The following is a 16,793-nucleotide window of genomic DNA, read 5'->3' on the forward strand; positions in this document are numbered from 1 at the left end:
ACAAGTCGGGGCTTTTTTTACGTTTTAAATTACACACTCTCTTCTGCAAATATTTCTTCGATTCTATCACAGGGATATCCCGACCCCAGCAGCATCTGCAGGAGAAGGGTTGCTTTGAGTGCTGAAAGCTCTCCAGCGATGATGACCCCCTTCTGCTTCAGGTTGGCGGCTCCGCCGGGATAGGCGTAGATGGGCCAGACTCCGCCTTCCACGCAGCGGGTGCAGAGCACCACCGGAATCCCGGCCTCAATGCATTTTTCTATTCCGGGGACTATTCCGGGAGGGGTGTTCCCTGCGCCGAAGCCTTCCAGCACAATACCTTTGACTTCATTTTCAAGCAGCTTTTCCAGCACCGTGGAATCCATACCCGGATGGCAGGCCACCAGATGAACTTTGTCTGCCATGGCTGTTACCGGAAAGGGCAGTCTCGGTCTGCGGCCCGGCTTGGCTCGGGTGAGGATTACTGATTCTCCGGCAATGAAGCCGATTCTCCCGGTATTTTGGCCGATAAAGGGATCCACATTCAATGAGCTGTATTTGATGGCGTTCTTGGCGGCGAAAAGTTTGTCCGCCATCTGGATAATGACATCGGTTCCTTCCGGCGGGGGCAGCAGGCAGGTTCGCACGGCATCAACAAGATTGCGGATTCCGTCATAGCCCGATTCATTAAAGTAGCGCATAGCTCCGGTAAGGACTACCGGTTTGGGTGAACATACGGTCATGTCCAGTACGTAGGCTGTCTCGGCCATCAGGTCTGTTCCGTGCAGGATAACCGCACCCAGCACTTGCTTTTCGGTCAGAAAATTTTCTACATCATGGGCCAGTTTGAGCATTCTTTCTGGACACATGTGCGGACTGGGAATGTCCGACCAGAGTACCGGCCTGATTTTGATGTCGTGCCCGTCCGGGGTGACTTCATTAAGAAGCTTGGTGAAATTGTCGTCCGGAACCACACCTCCGGCATCAGCTTTTTCGCTCATGCCTATGGTTCCTCCGGTAAAAATGAGGATAACTTCACCTGATATATTTTTCGAATTCATTGTGTACTCCTAAAGATAGAATCTTAAGGGAATCTGGTACTCCAGTAGTTCTGGGAAGGCAACAGTTCTGCACGGCGCTGTCCCGTTCGAATTATTAAAAAAAATATGCTTTTATATGCCGGATATGATATGGTTGAACCAAGTTTTCTGATTTATTGCTTGGGAGGTTGCTTCAAGCGTGGTTGTTTTAGAAGGATATATCATGCAGGGTATCGAATTTCTAGCTCAGGATTATCCCGGAGTAGTTGTCGGCCTTGATGAAAATAAACGGGTTGTTTTTGTGGGCGGCAAAGAAGCAGAACTTCTTTCAGGACAACTGACAGCCGGTGAATATCTTGGCTCATCAGGAGAAAGTCCTTTGCTGGAAGGGCTGAGCGGATACGTGGACATGATCATGGCAAAAGATCCCTTGCCGGCAGGAAGCTTTGAATCAACAAACGATAGGGGAAGGATTAACTGGAAAGGTGTGTATCACGATGACTCCGGCCTTATTATTCTTAAAGGTCTTCCGGTATCAGAAGACGGCAGTATTGCTTCAGCGGAAATGAATCTTTTGTACGAGAAAGAAAAGCTGTTATCCACGTTGCTGAGCAATCTTCCGGGGATGGCTTACCGGTGCGAGAATGATGTCAACTGGACCATGAATTTTGTCAGCGAGGGCTGCCGTGAGCTGACTGGTTACGAACCGGACGCATTTCTGGGTAACCGGGATATTTCTTATTCCGATATTATCCTGCCCCAGTATCAGGCGCATGTCTGGGAATGTGTTCAGGAAGCTGTGCAAGATCGTGAGCCTTTTGAAATAATTTATAAAATACGAGCGGCTTCTGGTGAAGAAAAATGGGTCTGGGCAAAGGGAGTGGAGACCCGCGGTGACGACGGGACAAGCTCACTTGAAGGATTCATCACCGATGTTACGCCGCTTCTGCTGACAGAGCAGGCTCTGCATCAGAGCGAAGAGCGTTATCGGCTTATGGCGGAGAAGACCGGTCAGATGGTGTATGATCTGGATATCGGGAGCGGTGCGATTGTCTGGTCCGGTGCGATTAAGGAAATTACCGGGCATGAGAACCATGAATTTGAGTCCGTGAACCTCAAAGGCTGGGAAGACAGAATTCATATTGATGATCTGAGAGAGGTGCTCAGCGAATTGGAAGATTGCATTGCCCAGGGGCGTCCCTTTGTCTCCGTGTATAGATTCAGGCGCAAAAACGGCAGCTACCTTTATGTTGAAGATGAGGGCAGTTTTATATTGGACGCAAATGGAACTCCGGTGCGCATGGTTGGTGTGTTGCGTGATTATTCCCATAAAATGAAGGTTCAGGAGTTGATGATCCAGACTGAGAAGATGACCACTGTGGCCAGTCTTTCTGCTGGTATGGCTCATGAGATCAATAATCCGCTGGGAATCATTACCCAGTCGGCCCAGAATATTGAACGCAGGCTTTCTCCTGATCTGCCCGGCAATATTGAGGCTGCCGAGAAAGTGGGTGTTTCTCTTGAGTCCGTGCGTAACTATCTTAGCGAACGCAAAATTCTGACCATGGTTGAAGAAATCAAGGAAGCCGGGACCCGTGCAGCCAGAGTCATTGTGAATATGCTCTACTTCAGCCGAAAGACGGAAGACAAAAAGGATTACTGCTGTATACCGGATATCGTGGAGCGGGTAATCACAATTGTTGATAATGACCTCTGCCGCGAAGAGGGTTGCGATTTTCGCAAAATAAATATTGTAAATGATTTTCAGGAAAAGTTGCCTTCTGTGCTTTGTTTTGCAGGTGAGTTGGAAAAGGTTTTGCTTAATCTGGTGCGCAATTCAGCGCAAGCCATGATAGATTCAGGGTGTGACGGCAGGTCGCCGGAGATAGTAATCAGGGTATTCAGCAATAATGCCTACCTGACCATTGAAGTGCAGGATAACGGTCCGGGGATGGACAGTTATACCCGTAAAAAGGCATTTGAGCCTTTTTTCAGCACCCGTCCCGAAGGAGACGGGGGACTGGGATTATCGGTTGCTTATTTCATTATCACCCGCAACCACGGCGGAACTATCAGGATCGATTCCAATCCGGGCAGGGGAACTAAATTTACCATCCAGCTGCCGCGCGGACCGGTATCAGAAATATTTTCCCAAGGTTTGGTTTGAGTCTCGGGTAAAGATGACGTCAAAGGGAAGCTGGCGTAGAAAAAGGGAAAGCCGGGAAAAGTCTGAATTCAGACTTTCCCCGGCTTAATTTGTTTCTGGAGTGGTAATTATTTCTGGCCCTTGGCCTTGAGCTGCTTACCACGGCTCATGTGGCGTTTGGCTGCGGAAAGCTCTGCCTTGCGCAGACGGATGGATTCAGGGGTAATTTCTATCAGTTCATCGTCGCGGATGAAATGCATGGCCCGTTCAAGAGTCATGGGGCGGATGGGAGTCAGGATAACTGCCTCATCTTTACCGGAAGCACGCATGTTGGTGAGCTTCTTCTCTTTGGTGGGGTTGATGTTTATATCATTGTCCCTGTTATGCTCGCCTACGATCATGCCTTCGTAAACCGGATCACCGGGTTGGATGAACATTTCGCCGCGAGGCTCAAGGTTGAAGATGGCGTAAGGAACGCCCTTGCCCGCACGGTCGGCCACAAGAGAGCCGGTGTAGCGGGAGGGGAAATCTCCACGGTAATCATCGTAACCGGCGAAAAGGGAGTTCATGATACCGGTACCTTTGGTGTCGGTCAGGAATTCATCGCGGTAACCGATGAGGGCTCGGGAAGGTGCGGAAAATTCCATACGCACACGGCCCTTACCGTTGTTGACCAGGTTGGTCATCTTCGCTTTGCGGGTGGAAAGTTTTTCAGTAACTACACCGAGAAAAGCTTCTTCGCAGTCAATGAAGACCTGCTCCATGGGTTCCAGCTTGCGGCCGTCCTCGTGTTTGTAAATAACTTCGGGCCGGGCCACTGAAAGTTCGAATCCTTCACGGCGCATGGTTTCGATAAGGATAGCCAGCTGAAATTCACCACGTCCCTTGACGATGAAGCTGTCCTTCTCTTCACTTTCCTCAACTTTTACAGCCACGTTAAGCAGGGTTTCCTTGTGCAGTCTTTCGCGAATCTTTGAAGACTGGACCAGTTTGCCTTCAAGGCCTGCCATGGGTGAAGTGTTGATGGTGAAGCGCATGGAAACGGTAGGCTCGTCAACGGTAATTCGCGGCAGAGCCTTGGGAGCTTCCTTGGTGCAGATGGTGTCACCGATGGTGATGTCCTCAATGCCGGAAACAACAACGATGTCACCGGGATTGGCTGAGTCGGTTTCAGCAAAGGAGGGGCCGTCGTAAGTCTGGATTTTGGTCAGACGCAGAGAAACCTGCTCATTTTTTTCATTGATGCAGACGAGCGGCTCGTTCTGTTTGGCGCTGCCGTGGATTACTTTACCGATGGCAAGGCGGCCGAGATAGTCGGAGTAGCCGAGGTCGGAAACCAGCATCTGGAACGGCTCGTTTTCATCAAAGGAAGGGCCGGGAATCTGTTCAAGCACGAGGTCCATGAGCGGGTGCAGGTTCTCACCTTTTTCTTCAAGGGTTTCCTGTGCGATTCCGTCACGTCCGATAGCGTAAAGCAGGGGGAATTCAAGCTGCTCTTCGTTGGCGTCAAGGTCGATGAAGAGGTCGTAAACTTCGTCGAGAACCTCATCCGGGCGGGCATCGCCACGGTCGATTTTGTTGATGACAACGATAATTTTAAGGCCGGCTTCGAGGGCTTTTTTGAGTACGAAGCGGGTCTGCGGGAGAGGGCCTTCAGAAGCGTCTACCAGCAGGATTGCGCCGTCAGCCATGGACAGGGAACGTTCCACTTCGCCGCCGAAGTCGGCGTGACCGGGGGTGTCGATGATGTTGATCTTGACACCTTTCCAATCTACCGCGCAGTTTTTGGCTGCAATGGTGATACCGCGTTCGCGCTCAAGGTCCATGCTGTCCATGAGACGGTCATCGACTTCCTGTCCTTCACGGAACAGTCCGCTTTGCTTGAACATTCCGTCAACCAGGGTTGTTTTGCCATGGTCAACGTGTGCGATGATAGCTATATTTCTAATTTTTTCGTTTTGGGTAAGTTTAGTCACGGATTCCTCCGGCGCCGGAGATTTGCCAAAAAAAATCCCCTGCACATAAGGTGCAGTATGAAAATAGGGGCAAGAGTCTCAGCGGCTGGTTAAAGTAGAGATAAGGTGACGTTAGTTAGGGTATATTAACGCGGCTGGCAAGCTAAAAAATAGGGTTACAGGTGACATTCTGGCGAATTTTTTTCGTTTAGAGCGCCAGACTTGCTTTTCCTCCGCGCTGTCTATATCAAGTTGCGCCCTGATATGAATTACTTTATGTAGGGGGCATAAATTTAAGGAGCGTATATGCCTGAGAAAGATTTACGAGTGGAACTTCTATCCATGACCCCCAATGCCCTTGAGCTGCTTTATGCCTCATTTCGGCAGTGTTATCATGCCGGATTTGTAGCCGATATGTGGCCCCGGTTGCTTGACGGGGAAATTGCAAAGGACAAACAGGCCGAATTTGTTTCAAAAGTTCTTGAATCAGGTCACGACAGCCCCATTGAGCATGTCAGTTTTACTTTTGCCGTTGAGGGAATTTCCCGGGCCTGTTCGCACCAGATAGTGCGCCATCGTATTGCGTCCTATTCTCAGCAGAGTCAGCGCTATGTGACTGAAAATGATATGGATTACATCATCCCCCCGGCAATCGCCAGAATTCCCGAGGCGCGGGAACGGTTTGAAAAATTCATGGAAGAAGTAAGCTGTGCTTATAAGGATCTGCGGGAAATTCTTGTTGATGCCGGGCGTGAGTCCAAGGCCAATGAGGATGCCCGTTTTGTGCTTCCTCAGGCGGCTGAAACCAAGATTGTAATTACCATGAACTGTCGCTCTTTGATGCATTTTTTCAATTTGCGCTGTTGCCAGCGGGCGCAGTGGGAAGTGCGCAAGATGGCCGATAAAATGCTTGAAATCTGCAAGGATGAATTCCCGGCTATTTTTCGGCATGGAGGGGCAAGCTGTGAGCAGCTCGGCTACTGCCCTGAAGCGGAGCGTTTTGCCTGCGGACGCTATCCGACCCTGAAGCAGTTGATCGACAAGTAATTGAAAGCTACATTATATAACTATTGCGCAGAATTTCTTTTCTGTGATGTTTTCTTGAGCTTTCTTTAAAAATGAAGCCGTCAGCCCGCCCTGTTTTTAGGGCGGGCTTTTTTTTTGGATTAAATTCATCTGAAATCGTCTGAAATTGGTCGAAATCAAGGATCGAGATCAGTTTTGTGCTTTGCTGGGTAGCTTTTTGGGTAATAAGGAATGTTATATTATGATTTTTAGTAGAAATCGCTACCCCGGCGTGTTTTTCAGCTCTGTAAATGAAAGTTCTTTATTTCACATTACAGGTCGTTGTTTCTATATATCTGGTTATATTATCTGTAATTTTATTTGGATGGGATCGTGCTATAGACTTTGATTGATTATTCGATCAATCGTGCTCATGCTTCCGGTTGCTATGTTAGTAAATGAAGATAATGTAAATCCTTTGTCCATAGGGGTTACAGAGTGTCAAGTAATAAAATATTGTATGTTTTAAGTAGGTTAGATTTTGTTCTAAAGTCATATGGTGCTCAACCCTTTATTCTAAGGCGTTCTCGAGGTTCGAATAGAAAAGTTGCAAACTGCTGATTGGTGATGATTTTTTATTATGTGTAAATAAGATATGTTAATACAGATAGTTATATGGGAAAAAAGGCGTTTGAATAAGAAAAAAGCTTTAAGAAATGATGGGCGAGAATAAATGTGACAATGAGAGAAATTAAGAATTTTTGTAAAATATTGAGTTATGTGTTAATTAACTTGTGGAAAAAGTTTTCCACATGTGTTGATAAAAAATATTTTGAAAGTGCTTAAGCCTGATTTTGCGGCGCTCGACAAGGTGCCTGCCCTCTGAGCTATGTTTGCAAGGGTAACAGGAAAGTATATAAAAAACAGCATCTTAAGCTGTAGAAAACAAAATGGAAAACATTTGATGTCCGCAGGATTATTAAGAGTTGATACTCTGGCTCAATCTGACTTAGGTAACCACTCATGATGAGAGACAGCTGGAATAAAATTTTAAAATTTCTTGAGAAGGGCCTGAACCCCGGTCTGTACAAAGTATGGATCAAGCCCCTGAAAGCAGAAGTCAGCAGCAATACAATTAAGTTGTATGCTCCTAATGACTTTGTTGCAGCCTGGGTCAGGGACCGTCTTATGGACAACATTAGAGAAGCAGGCGAGCAGGTTCTCGGTACCAGCCCCAAGGTGGAGATTGGGGTCAGGAAATCCGTGGAAAAACCCGCTGTAAAGGCTAAGGCCGCGCCTGTTGTAGCACGTCCGGTTCAGGCAAGCATGGGGCTGCCCATGATGTCTTCTGCCGTGGTCAATACTCGTTTTCCCCGCTGGCGTTTTTCTTTTGACGATTTCGTAATCGGCGAGTCTAACAGACTTGCCTGTGCTGCATCCAGAAGTCTTTGTGACAACTCCTTGCCAGGTGACCAGCTCTTTTTGAGCTCCGCGCCTGGTCTCGGGAAAACCCATCTGCTGCATTCTATAGGCAAAAATCTATGTGCTTCCAGCAACAAGAAGCACATTTCAATTGCCTGCCTTACAGCGGAAGAGTTTGCAAACAGGATGGTTCTGGCCCTGAAAGCGGGTGAAATTTCCCGTTTCAAATCTGAATTCAGGGACAATGTGGACTGTCTGCTCTTGGAAGACATTCATTTCTTTCAGGGCAAGCAGAAGATGCAGGATGAAATTCTGGAAACCCTGAAAAGCCTGCAATTGCGTGGCTCAAAAGTGGTTATGACCAGTTCTTTCCTGCCTCGTGAGTTGGAAAAAGTTGATCAGCAGCTTGTTTCCCGTTTCAGTTCGGGACTGCTGGCGCTTATTTCCACCCCTGATTTCGAGACCAGAAAGAGAATCGTTGAAAGCAAGGCCAGTCGCTTGGGAACCAGTGTGCCGGATTCCATCTCCGAGCTGCTGGCGGACCGTATTACCACCGATGTAAGACAGCTGGAAAGCTGCCTGCAGAACCTCGTGCTCAAGGCAAGACTTTTAAACCGTGATGTTTCGCAGGAACTGGCCTGGCAGGTGTTGGAGAACTATTCCATTGCCAGAGCCGCGCCCAGTTATGATTCCATTGTGGATCATATCTGTCGTTCCTACGAGCTTACACCTGATCAACTGCGTTCAAAAAGCCGTAAACGTCAGATCGTACTGGCCAGAAACACCGCTTTCTTCCTCGCCCGTAAACATACCGAACTCTCCCTCAAGGATATCGGGACCAGACTGGGCCGCAGACATTCTACCGTGATTAAGGGTATCACCAACGTAGAACGCGAAATTTCCCTGCAAACTCCTCTCGGTAGGCAGTTGCAGGATACAATAGACCGTCTTACCCCTTAGTCGGGCGGCCTCTAGAGAGCCACTTGCGGCGTAAAGTTAATTGTTAGCGCGGTTTTCGAGCTTAACAAGACCTTACCTCTAAGGGGCTGTTATAAGGCAGGAATTCACGTATGTGTATATGCTTTGTTCCTGTTTTATTGCTGCTTCTTGCTTATGGCACTTTTTTGGGCACCTGATGTCAGGACAGTAAGATAATTGTATATTTGAATGGTTAGCGTTTTTATTTTCCGAAAAAGAGTGACAGCGTAAAGCTGTTTGCTCTTTTTCGGGTTTGGGGATATTCATTGCAACCGGTTTGTAAATGTCTTTGGACGGCCTTTTTTTGGGTCTTAATTGCAGAGGTAGAAAATGAATTCCAATGTATGGAACTCCATTAAGAAGAAGCTTCTTGTGCGTATAAATCCCGTACTGGTAAGGGTTTGGGTGGATCCTTTGTCAGCGCGTTACGAAGATGGGATTGTGCAGCTTACAGCGCCGAATGAGTTCGTCATGAACTGGGTGCAGGAGCATCTGCTGGATCGCATAAAGGATGCGGCGCAGGAAGTGCTTGAGACCAAGGTCGGGGTTACCATTGATCTGGAAAGCGGCAAAGCAGAAAGGCCGCGGGAATTGATATCTGATGTTTCCGCTTACTATGCCGTGGATGAAATTTTAAGCAGCATTAACAGGTTGACCGGAATAGTGCGTAGTGCAGCAAGGCCTGTTGATTACAGTGAAGTTGATGCCAACGCAAAGGCTGTTGAGAGCGTCCCTGTATTGGACCCTCAGACCTTTGATTCCATCCTTGATGCCGTGCTGGAAGCTTTTGGAGTATCTTTCCGGGAGCTGATGCAGCAGGAGACCGAACATGCGCTGCTGGCACGCAGGGCTTTGTACTATCTCTGTTTCCGTTATGGAATCGCTGCCGATGAAGTTGCCCTGAATATGGATTGCACGGTCTCTGAAGTCCGCAAAGGTGCCAAAGTTCTCGAAGGCGAAATCTCCGCAGCCATCGATAACGGCGAAGATCTGGACGAATTGCTTTTAAGAATTTTTAAAAAGTAAAGATACCTCCGGTGGACCTGCCGGGGGCCTCGAACCATTTTTGGGAAAAGGGTTTAAGAATCCCAGAAATTTTTTTATCAGGGCTTCACCGCTTAGCGCGGAAAATATTGCATACAAATTAAACCGTCAGGGCATTAAAGCTCTGACGGTTTTTTATTTTGAACGTCGTCTAGTAAAGCTATCTGCGAAGCTTATTAAAAGTAATCCCCTCCCCAACTGCCGGAGGCATCAAAATTATAACCCTGTCTTTAAAACCATATCCGTAATTGGCCCGCGCGAGCGTTCACCTTTTAAGACCATATGTGCATATTCTTTGTTGTTTCGCAGCTTCTTGACCACCCAGTTAAGTCCGTTGTTGCTTTCGTTTAGATAGGGGTTGTCCACCTGCCTTGTATCGCCAAGGCAGATGCATTTCACGCCTTCGCCCATGCGGGTCAAAAGAGATCGGACTTCGGAACGGGACATATTCTGCATCTCATCAATGATGACCACACAATTCTCGAGATTCATGCCCCGGATGTAGGCGATGGGCAGGATTTCAAATTTTTTCTGGTTGAAGCGGAATTTGTCGGAGTCAGTGTCCATGAAAATACGGTTGGCCGGGCGCTGTTCGTGCAGCTTTACGGTCAGGTCGCGGACATAGCGCACATATGGCTGCATCTTTTCTTCCACTGTTCCGGGCAGGTAGCCCATCTTGGCCCCTATTTCCCAGATAGGCTTGACCAGATACACTTTTTCAAAGGGATTGTCCTTTTTCTCCAGGGCTAGGTAAAGGGCGGAGGCCAGAGCCAGAAAAGTCTTACCGTACCCTGCTTCGGACTGGATGGAGACTAGGTTGATGTCCTGATTCAGCATCAGTTCAAGGGCAAGGTTCTGATAGATATTGCGCGGTTTCACGCCCCAGACTTCATGGGTGTAGGAAATGGTCTTGCTGCCCTTGTCGCCGTAGAAAACCGGGCTGCCGTTCTCCCAGCGGAAGCTGTTTACATAGGGCGTGTGCCCTTCGTCCACGAACCCGGTGTACATCTGGGAATCTGAGCGGAAGGGGTCGGAATCTTTGTATTCCTCGCATTTCAGGCTGTAGATTCCGGCTTTGATCTGTAGGATGCGGTCATTGGTGACCAGGATTGGGTTCTCGATGGAAGCGTTGAGGGTTTCCTTGAGGATGCGGTCATCCGGGCTGAGTTCGCCCAGTTTTTCCGCGAATTCTGGGGAAAGGATAGTTACCTTGTCATCCTTGAGGATGGAATGGACGGCCTGTGAGACAATGTGACCGATGCGCGGGTCCCGCTTGAGCTTATCAAGCTCGGTCAGTACCGTGTAAGGGAGGTGGACCTTGTTTTCCACTCCGTTGCGCAGGGCGGTGATACATTTGGGGTTTTCAATGAGCACGTTGGTGTCCAAAATAAAATTTTTCTGTCCCATAATTCCTCAACTCTTTTTGCGGTTTTACAAAAGAGAAAAGGCGACCTGTAGTCAGATCGCCTTGGCTATGAAAAATACATCCGTGATGTTCCGGTGGATATGCAGGTTTGCCCTGCCGGCTTCACTCTCATATTTATTTAGTACACATGAAGAGTAAGTTGTGAAACCTCAATTTATCCCGGTTGGGTTAATGTTTTGTAACATAGCTTAAGTGAGTTTTGGTTTTTTTCTGTTGAGGATTATTTTGGTAAATTCAGTGCCGTGAAATTAATGAGAAATTATACCAGAATAGAATTAAAGTTATAATTATGCCTGAAGTAATCAGCAGAACCTGATTACCTGAACCGTTTCGTCCTTTTGAACCTTTCCACAGTCTGCAGGCAGGATGATTATCCCGTTGCTTAAACTCATTATCTTGCGTGGTGAAAGGGATTTATCCAGCAGTGGGTCGGCAAAAATTTTTCCGTCCTTTTCATTTAACAGGCAGGGGCGCAGTTTTTCCCGCTCCCGTCCGCCTTTTACTTCTTCTGTAAGAATTGCCGTGATAGTGGATGAAATTTCCGTTTTGCCCTGCAGCATGGATAGCACCGGGTTGATAATGGTGTGGAAAGCAAGGTTAACAGCATTGGGCGGACCGGGCAGGCCGATTACAATGGATTTTTCCATTTTGAAGGCAAATATTGATTTTGCCGGGTGCATGGCCAGACCTTTGAATACAGGAATGCCTCCGGCCTGTTGGATGGAATTAAAAACAAAATCCCGGTTTCCGGGACCAGTGCCCCCGGTGGTGATGATGAGTCCGCAATCCCTGCAGGCCTGCACGGCTTCCGAAATGGCTTCAGGAGAATTTGCGCAGGGAGCAATGCGGATATCACGGATTCCGTATCGGCTGCAAAGAGACTTCATCAGAATGAGATTATCCGCCGGAATAAGGCCGCATTCTGTCTTTTTAGCCGGATCGCAGAGTTCATTGCCAACAGCCAGTACAGCTACCTTTGGCAGGGGATTGACCGGAATTGAGCATATTCCGGCATAAGCGAGCAGAGCGGCGCTACAGGGAGAGATAACCTTTCCTTTTTCAATAATTGTTTCACCTTCTAAAATATCTGATCCGGCTTTGCGGATAAACTCGCCCTTGCTGATCGGGGAATTGATACTGACGGTGCATTCGTCGCTGATTACTTTTTCAAAGGGGATAACCGTATCCGTTCCGTCAGGGATAATACCCCCGGTCAGAACCCTGACAGCCTGTCCTGCGCTGTTTTTATCCGGAACGGAACACGAGGGGCGAATTTCACCGGAATAAGCAAGCGCGACAGGATTATCGGCTGAAGCCCCGGAGGTGCATGCGCTGGGGATTGCAAAACCGTCCATGGCTGAGCGGTCATGTTCCGGCAGGGAGATATCAGAACATATCTTTTCAGCAGCGACCATACCGGAGCAATCTGTTACCGGGATATATGCGGCCTGAACCGGGAGCAGATTTTTGCGGATAAGTTTAAGGGCCGCGCTACGGGGAATGGTTTGGGGATAGCTGGCCTGTCCTGGAGCTTCTCCTTTCAGGCTTTTACGTATGCGGTCCAGTTGATCCGGGGTGTTTATATTGATGAATGTTTCCAGTTCATGGTCTGTGCTTTTCAAAACTTCCGTTTCAACTGTCCTGACCTTTACCTGCGGGAAAAAGCGGATGATCTGGAAAATATTGTTTTTCAGATTTTGTTCGATAAAAGGCAGGCAGCGTTTGGAGTATACAGCACAAAGAGGTTCGTAGAATCCGTCCGGGTGGATGGGTATGAGTACATCGTCTTCCTCTGTAACACGGCTGAGCAATTCGCTGATTAAACCTCGGTTCAGGAACGGGGAATCACAGGCTGTAACGAATACATGTCCGGTCTGCGCGTGATAGAGGGCCGCATGTATGCCGGTCAGTGAACTGCGGGCCTCGAAAATGTCACCCACCAGCCGCAGATCAAGGTCCGGGTGGTTTTCCGGGGTGCGGGTAATGACAAATGTTTCAGCACAAAGCCCGTCAAGAGTGCGGATAATTCTGCCGACCAGTTTTTCACCGGAAAGTTTCAGGCAGGATTTATCGGTCCTGCCCATGCGGCGGCCTTCGCCTCCAGCCAAGATGGCTGCACTGATATCGGGGTACTCTGCGTTGCTTCCGGTCATACCCCTTTATATTGCACAAAAGAGTTTTCAGTTCCATAACCTTTTATTATGCTGAAAAAAACCTGATTGTAGACAGTGGTTGTTAAAATAGATATTCCCAGTATAAGTGTTTACTTACTGTTTGCCGTCAGCCCGGCCCTTTTTTCTTTCATCTCACCATAATGTACTGTTCAGTGCAAAATTATAAGGAGTTATTACCATGAACCGTTATTTAGTACTTGCTGTAGTTGCCGCTGTTGCTGTTATGTTCTGCGCCACAATCAGCCATGCCCGTGATCTTGATGAAGTTCTTTCCACCAAAACTCTTAAGGTCGGAACGACTGGTGATTACAAGCCTTTTTCTTTTAAGGACAATGGTAAATATGAAGGTTTTGACATTGCCGTGGCCCAGAGTTTTGCTGATCGTCTAGGAGTAAAACTGGTGCTGGTACCCACTACATGGAAGACTCTGATGCAGGATCTCAAAGCTGGTAAATACGATATCGGTATGAGCGGCATTACCCGGACCATCGCCCGCCAGAAAGAAGCCTGTTTTTCGCAGGGGTACGTTACTTTCGGTAAGACTCCTCTCGTTGCTGCAGCTAAGGCCGGCGAATTCAAATCCATGGCCGACATTGATCGCAAGGGGGTCAAAATCGGGGTCAATCCCGGTGGTACTAACGAAAAATTTGTACGGGCTAATATTAAAAATGCGGAAATAGTTGTTTTTGAATCCAACCTCGCCATTCCTCCGGCTGTTGCTGCAGGAAAGGTTGATGTTATGATCACTGACAGTGTGGAAGCTGTTTATTACGCTGCCACCGACTCCAAACTGGCCGCGCCAATGCTCGACAATCTTTTTACCCGCAGTCAGCTCGGCTACCTTATCTCCGCAGATGCCGGCAGGCTTCAGGATACCGTTAATTTTATGATGGACCAGATGATCCTTAAAGGTGAAATGGCAAAGCTGAAGGCAAAATACCTGCATATGAACTAGCTATTCAGGTGGTTTATTCAGAGATTCAAAGCCGGGATCGTTTTGCCTTTCCCGGCTTTTTTGCGTCAGGCGGTTTACAACATCACCTCTGTAGCTGTACTTATGCATTCAGAAAGTAAAGTCACTTGGCGGATGTCTTACTTAGTAATCTGATATGGAGTTTTTATGTCCTGCAAGAATTTGAAAATGATCTGTTTTTCTCCCACCCGGACAACCCGTCGTATTCTGGATGCCATTGCTGAAGGAGTCGGTGCTGAGCAGACGGAAGTGATTGATGTCACCCGTGCGGACCGGGTACCCGAGGTCTGCGACTGTGCTGCTGATGATCTGGTGATAATCGGTGCTCCGGTATACAGTGGACGCATCCCCCTTACCGCCGTTGAGCGTTTTAAGGCCTTGAGGTCCTGTGGCAGTCCTGCTGTTCCTGTTGTGGTTTACGGCAATCGTGCTTATGAGGACGCCCTCATAGAACTCAGTGATATTGCAGCTGAAGCGGGATTCAAAACAGTTGCCGGTGCCGCGTTTATCGGTGAACATTCTTTTTCCACCGAGAAAACGCCCATTGCGGTCAGCCGTCCGGATGAAGACGATTTGGATAAGGCCTGCGAGTTCGGTAAATCCCTTGCCTCAAAGCTTGCTGACGGGGCCTTTGACGACTCAGCCTTTGAAGTTCCGGGAAATCGTCCTTACAAGGACCGTTCTCCCGGTATGTCAGCATCTCCGGTTTCCAGTGATGATTGCCAGCTTTGCGGAGCCTGTGAAAGGGTCTGTCCCACAGCGGCTATTGTTACAGGAGCTTCTGTGGAAACAGATCCTGATAAGTGCATTTTCTGCTGTGCCTGCGTAAAGGTCTGTGCCTTCGAAGCCCGTAAACTGGAAGTGCCCCGCCTGCTGGAAGTTTCTCAGTGGCTTGTTGATAATTTCAGTGAACGCCGTGAGCCTGAAGTCTTTATCTAACTTATGCTGTACGGGACTGCGGCGTCCCAGAAACCGGATACCCCTCTGAGAAGGGGATCCGGTTTTTATTGCACTTCTTTTATCTGGTTTAGCCGCCTTTATGCATAGTTTTGTGCTTCTATCTTAAAGTATTGCTGCTGATCCGGAGGATTTATTTTTTATGCGTGATCATATAAAAGTTCTGGCTGTTTTCGTTTTGATGCTGGCTTTTGGCTTGTCCGGCTGCGCAACAGGCAAATGGAACCGCTATGAGCTATATATGGGTCAGAGCTATCAGGATGGCAAAAAGAGGATCAGCTCCAAACAGTTCCAGACTTTCCTGAGTAATGAAGTTACTCCCGAATTCCGTGACGGCTATACCATCTATGATGCGCAGGGATTCTGGGGCGGCAAAAGCGGTTTTACCTATTCCGAAAGATGTAAAGTGCTCATGATCGTTTCCCCGGACAAGGATGCCGAACAGCGTGTTGATGCCATTGCCAAAGCCTACAAGGATAAATTCAAGCAGGAATCGGTGTTGAAGATTGTCAGCCCGGTTGAGGTTGGATTTAATTAAAAAAGTTTTTTTTTACCGCATCTAGGGCCTCATCAATTGCCCGGATGGATTTAAGAGTCCTTTCATTTAGTGGCCCATCTATGGCGTGAAAAGGAATGCCGCGTGATTTCAGCTCGTTTATGAACAGACCCTGCATGTAGTTACGCTTTTCCGGCATATCGCGCTGCCCGTCGGCCTCCCAATCAATATCAATGCCGCAGAGCAGGTAAAGACTTGGTCCGAGTCTATTGAGCTTATCGTCAAGCCAGCCCGGGGCTTCCTCAAAATAGTGTTTGGAATAGACAATGGACGAGATGATGTCCGTATCGCAGATTAGCGGATTATAACCTTTTGCGGCAGCTTCGGCTTCATACTGCAGTTGTCCCTGCGCTATGGGGATCACATCCTCCACAGCCAGAATTCCGTTTTTCATTTCGAAGTATTCGCGCAGGTATTCGGGTACGTATTCTATCTTGTAGTGTTTCGCCAATGCTGCTGCGAGGGTTGATTTTCCGGTGCACTCGGAACCGGTCAGAACTACGCGAAGCATTCTCGTTCCCGGTCTGCACGGTACGATTTAAGCCAGCTGATGAACCCGAGAACGGCCATGGCAGTGTAGACAACCATGAGTCCGCTGTATCCGGTCCAGCCTTTAGCGTAATATATGCCGATATACATAACATCGGCTGTGATCCAGAGCAGCCAGTTTTCCATGTATTTCTTGGCCAGCAGATATTGGGCGATAAGGGAAATTACAGTAGTCAAGGCATCCCACCATGGGAATGAAGCTGCAAGGTAATTCTCCATTAGATATCCGGCTGGAATGAAAGCAGCCACCCCTATGGCGGTAAGCCATAGAGCCAGTTTGCGTTCCATGCGCCGGACCTTGAGCGGAGTATTGTCGGTTCCGCCACGCAGCCATTGATACCAGCCGTAAAATCCGAGCACCACGTAGACAAATTGCAGGAAGGCATCGGAATAAAGTTTTCCTTGAAAGACGATGACCATCCATATTCCCACACTGACGATGCCGAAAGGCCAGCAGAGCGGATTCTGGCGAACGCTCAGTAGAATATAGATGAGTCCGGTGGCAATGGAGAGTTGTTCACCGAGGCCCATGGCAGTGATAAAATTTATGATGATGTTTATGATTTCCACTAGAAAGCCTATTGAAAGT

General features: G+C 48.2%; 13 protein-coding genes. 7 read left to right on the forward strand and 6 right to left on the reverse strand.

Annotation, left to right across the window (positions count from 1 at the left end; translation table 11 throughout):
* Window positions 1-29: 29 nt before the first annotated feature.
* Window positions 30-1,040 (reverse strand): asparaginase, encoded by a 1,011-nt coding sequence (locus ACKU41_RS15415; protein WP_319778362.1) that lies wholly within the window; start codon window positions 1,038-1,040, stop codon window positions 30-32.
* A 178-nt stretch (window positions 1,041-1,218) separates the two neighbouring features.
* Here ACKU41_RS15415 and ACKU41_RS15420 point away from each other — a divergent pair, with 178 nt between their 5' ends.
* Entirely contained in the window at window positions 1,219-3,186 is a 1,968-nt protein-coding gene (locus ACKU41_RS15420) for a PAS domain-containing protein (RefSeq protein WP_321402037.1), read from the forward strand.
* A 107-nt stretch (window positions 3,187-3,293) separates the two neighbouring features.
* Here the strand turns inward: ACKU41_RS15420 and typA are convergent, their stop codons facing one another.
* The gene (typA, locus tag ACKU41_RS15425) at window positions 3,294-5,141 is read right to left on the reverse strand and encodes a translational GTPase TypA (protein WP_319778364.1); all 1,848 of its coding nucleotides are present in this window, start codon (window positions 5,139-5,141) and stop codon (window positions 3,294-3,296) included.
* Window positions 5,142-5,426: 285 nt separating this feature from the next.
* Here typA and thyX point away from each other — a divergent pair, with 285 nt between their 5' ends.
* The 3 genes from thyX (at window position 5,427) to ACKU41_RS15440 (ending at window position 9,551) form a co-directional block, all read left to right on the forward strand.
* Window positions 5,427-6,167: an FAD-dependent thymidylate synthase gene (gene thyX / locus ACKU41_RS15430; protein WP_319778365.1), complete on the forward strand. Its 741-nt coding sequence runs from the start codon at window positions 5,427-5,429 to the stop codon at window positions 6,165-6,167.
* Between the two features lie 981 nt (window positions 6,168-7,148).
* Entirely contained in the window at window positions 7,149-8,507 is a 1,359-nt protein-coding gene (locus ACKU41_RS15435; RefSeq protein ID WP_321402039.1) for a chromosomal replication initiator protein DnaA, read from the forward strand.
* 348 nt (window positions 8,508-8,855) lie between these two features.
* Complete coding sequence (locus ACKU41_RS15440) at window positions 8,856-9,551, forward strand: DnaA N-terminal domain-containing protein (protein WP_319778367.1); 696 nt, start codon at window positions 8,856-8,858, stop codon at window positions 9,549-9,551.
* 234 nt (window positions 9,552-9,785) lie between these two features.
* On the opposite strand, the gene ACKU41_RS15445 is transcribed toward ACKU41_RS15440, so the two are convergent.
* Window positions 9,786-10,976, reverse strand: a complete 1,191-nt coding sequence (locus tag ACKU41_RS15445) for a PhoH family protein (RefSeq protein ID WP_319778368.1) — start codon at window positions 10,974-10,976, stop codon at window positions 9,786-9,788.
* A gap of 321 nt (window positions 10,977-11,297) precedes the next feature.
* Window positions 11,298-13,148 carry an NTP transferase domain-containing protein gene (locus ACKU41_RS15450; RefSeq protein WP_321402042.1) on the reverse strand — a complete coding sequence of 617 codons (1,851 nt, stop codon included), beginning with the start codon at window positions 13,146-13,148 and terminating at the stop codon, window positions 11,298-11,300.
* Between the two features lie 199 nt (window positions 13,149-13,347).
* On the opposite strand from ACKU41_RS15450, the gene ACKU41_RS15455 reads away from it, so the two are divergent.
* From ACKU41_RS15455 to ACKU41_RS15465, 3 genes are all read left to right on the forward strand, one after another.
* A complete protein-coding gene (locus ACKU41_RS15455; RefSeq protein WP_319778370.1) occupies window positions 13,348-14,124 on the forward strand; it encodes a transporter substrate-binding domain-containing protein in 777 nt (258 codons plus the stop codon).
* A 165-nt stretch (window positions 14,125-14,289) separates the two neighbouring features.
* Complete coding sequence (locus tag ACKU41_RS15460) at window positions 14,290-15,081, forward strand: 4Fe-4S binding protein (protein WP_319778371.1); 792 nt, start codon at window positions 14,290-14,292, stop codon at window positions 15,079-15,081.
* 160 nt (window positions 15,082-15,241) lie between these two features.
* Entirely contained in the window at window positions 15,242-15,637 is a 396-nt protein-coding gene (locus ACKU41_RS15465) for a DUF3574 domain-containing protein (protein WP_319778373.1), read from the forward strand.
* Here ACKU41_RS15465 and ACKU41_RS15470 read toward each other — a convergent pair.
* Together ACKU41_RS15470 and pnuC are read right to left on the reverse strand one after the other, a co-directional pair.
* Window positions 15,630-16,166 carry an ATP-binding protein gene (locus tag ACKU41_RS15470; protein ID WP_321402045.1) on the reverse strand — a complete coding sequence of 179 codons (537 nt, stop codon included), beginning with the start codon at window positions 16,164-16,166 and terminating at the stop codon, window positions 15,630-15,632. The two genes, ACKU41_RS15465 and ACKU41_RS15470, sit on opposite strands and share 8 nt — an antisense overlap.
* Window positions 16,154-16,774: a nicotinamide riboside transporter PnuC gene (gene pnuC / locus ACKU41_RS15475; RefSeq protein WP_321402047.1), complete on the reverse strand. Its 621-nt coding sequence runs from the start codon at window positions 16,772-16,774 to the stop codon at window positions 16,154-16,156. The genes ACKU41_RS15470 and pnuC overlap by 13 nt, the downstream gene beginning before the upstream one ends.
* Window positions 16,775-16,793: the final 19 nt, after the last annotated feature.

Source organism: Maridesulfovibrio sp., assembly GCF_963678865.1.
Taxonomy (GTDB): domain Bacteria; phylum Desulfobacterota; class Desulfovibrionia; order Desulfovibrionales; family Desulfovibrionaceae; genus Maridesulfovibrio.

Coding starts and splice junctions, on each gene's coding strand:
- ACKU41_RS15415 (WP_319778362.1), bottom strand. CDS start 1,040: ATGAATTCGAAAAATATATCAGGTGAAGTTATCCTCATTTTTACCGGA.
- thyX (WP_319778365.1), top strand. CDS start 5,427: ATGCCTGAGAAAGATTTACGAGTGGAACTTCTATCCATGACCCCCAAT.
- ACKU41_RS15435 (WP_321402039.1), top strand. CDS start 7,149: ATGATGAGAGACAGCTGGAATAAAATTTTAAAATTTCTTGAGAAGGGC.
- ACKU41_RS15440 (WP_319778367.1), top strand. CDS start 8,856: ATGAATTCCAATGTATGGAACTCCATTAAGAAGAAGCTTCTTGTGCGT.
- ACKU41_RS15445 (WP_319778368.1), bottom strand. CDS start 10,976: ATGGGACAGAAAAATTTTATTTTGGACACCAACGTGCTCATTGAAAAC.
- ACKU41_RS15450 (WP_321402042.1), bottom strand. CDS start 13,148: ATGACCGGAAGCAACGCAGAGTACCCCGATATCAGTGCAGCCATCTTG.
- ACKU41_RS15455 (WP_319778370.1), top strand. CDS start 13,348: ATGAACCGTTATTTAGTACTTGCTGTAGTTGCCGCTGTTGCTGTTATG.
- ACKU41_RS15460 (WP_319778371.1), top strand. CDS start 14,290: ATGTCCTGCAAGAATTTGAAAATGATCTGTTTTTCTCCCACCCGGACA.
- ACKU41_RS15465 (WP_319778373.1), top strand. CDS start 15,242: ATGCGTGATCATATAAAAGTTCTGGCTGTTTTCGTTTTGATGCTGGCT.
- ACKU41_RS15470 (WP_321402045.1), bottom strand. CDS start 16,166: ATGCTTCGCGTAGTTCTGACCGGTTCCGAGTGCACCGGAAAATCAACC.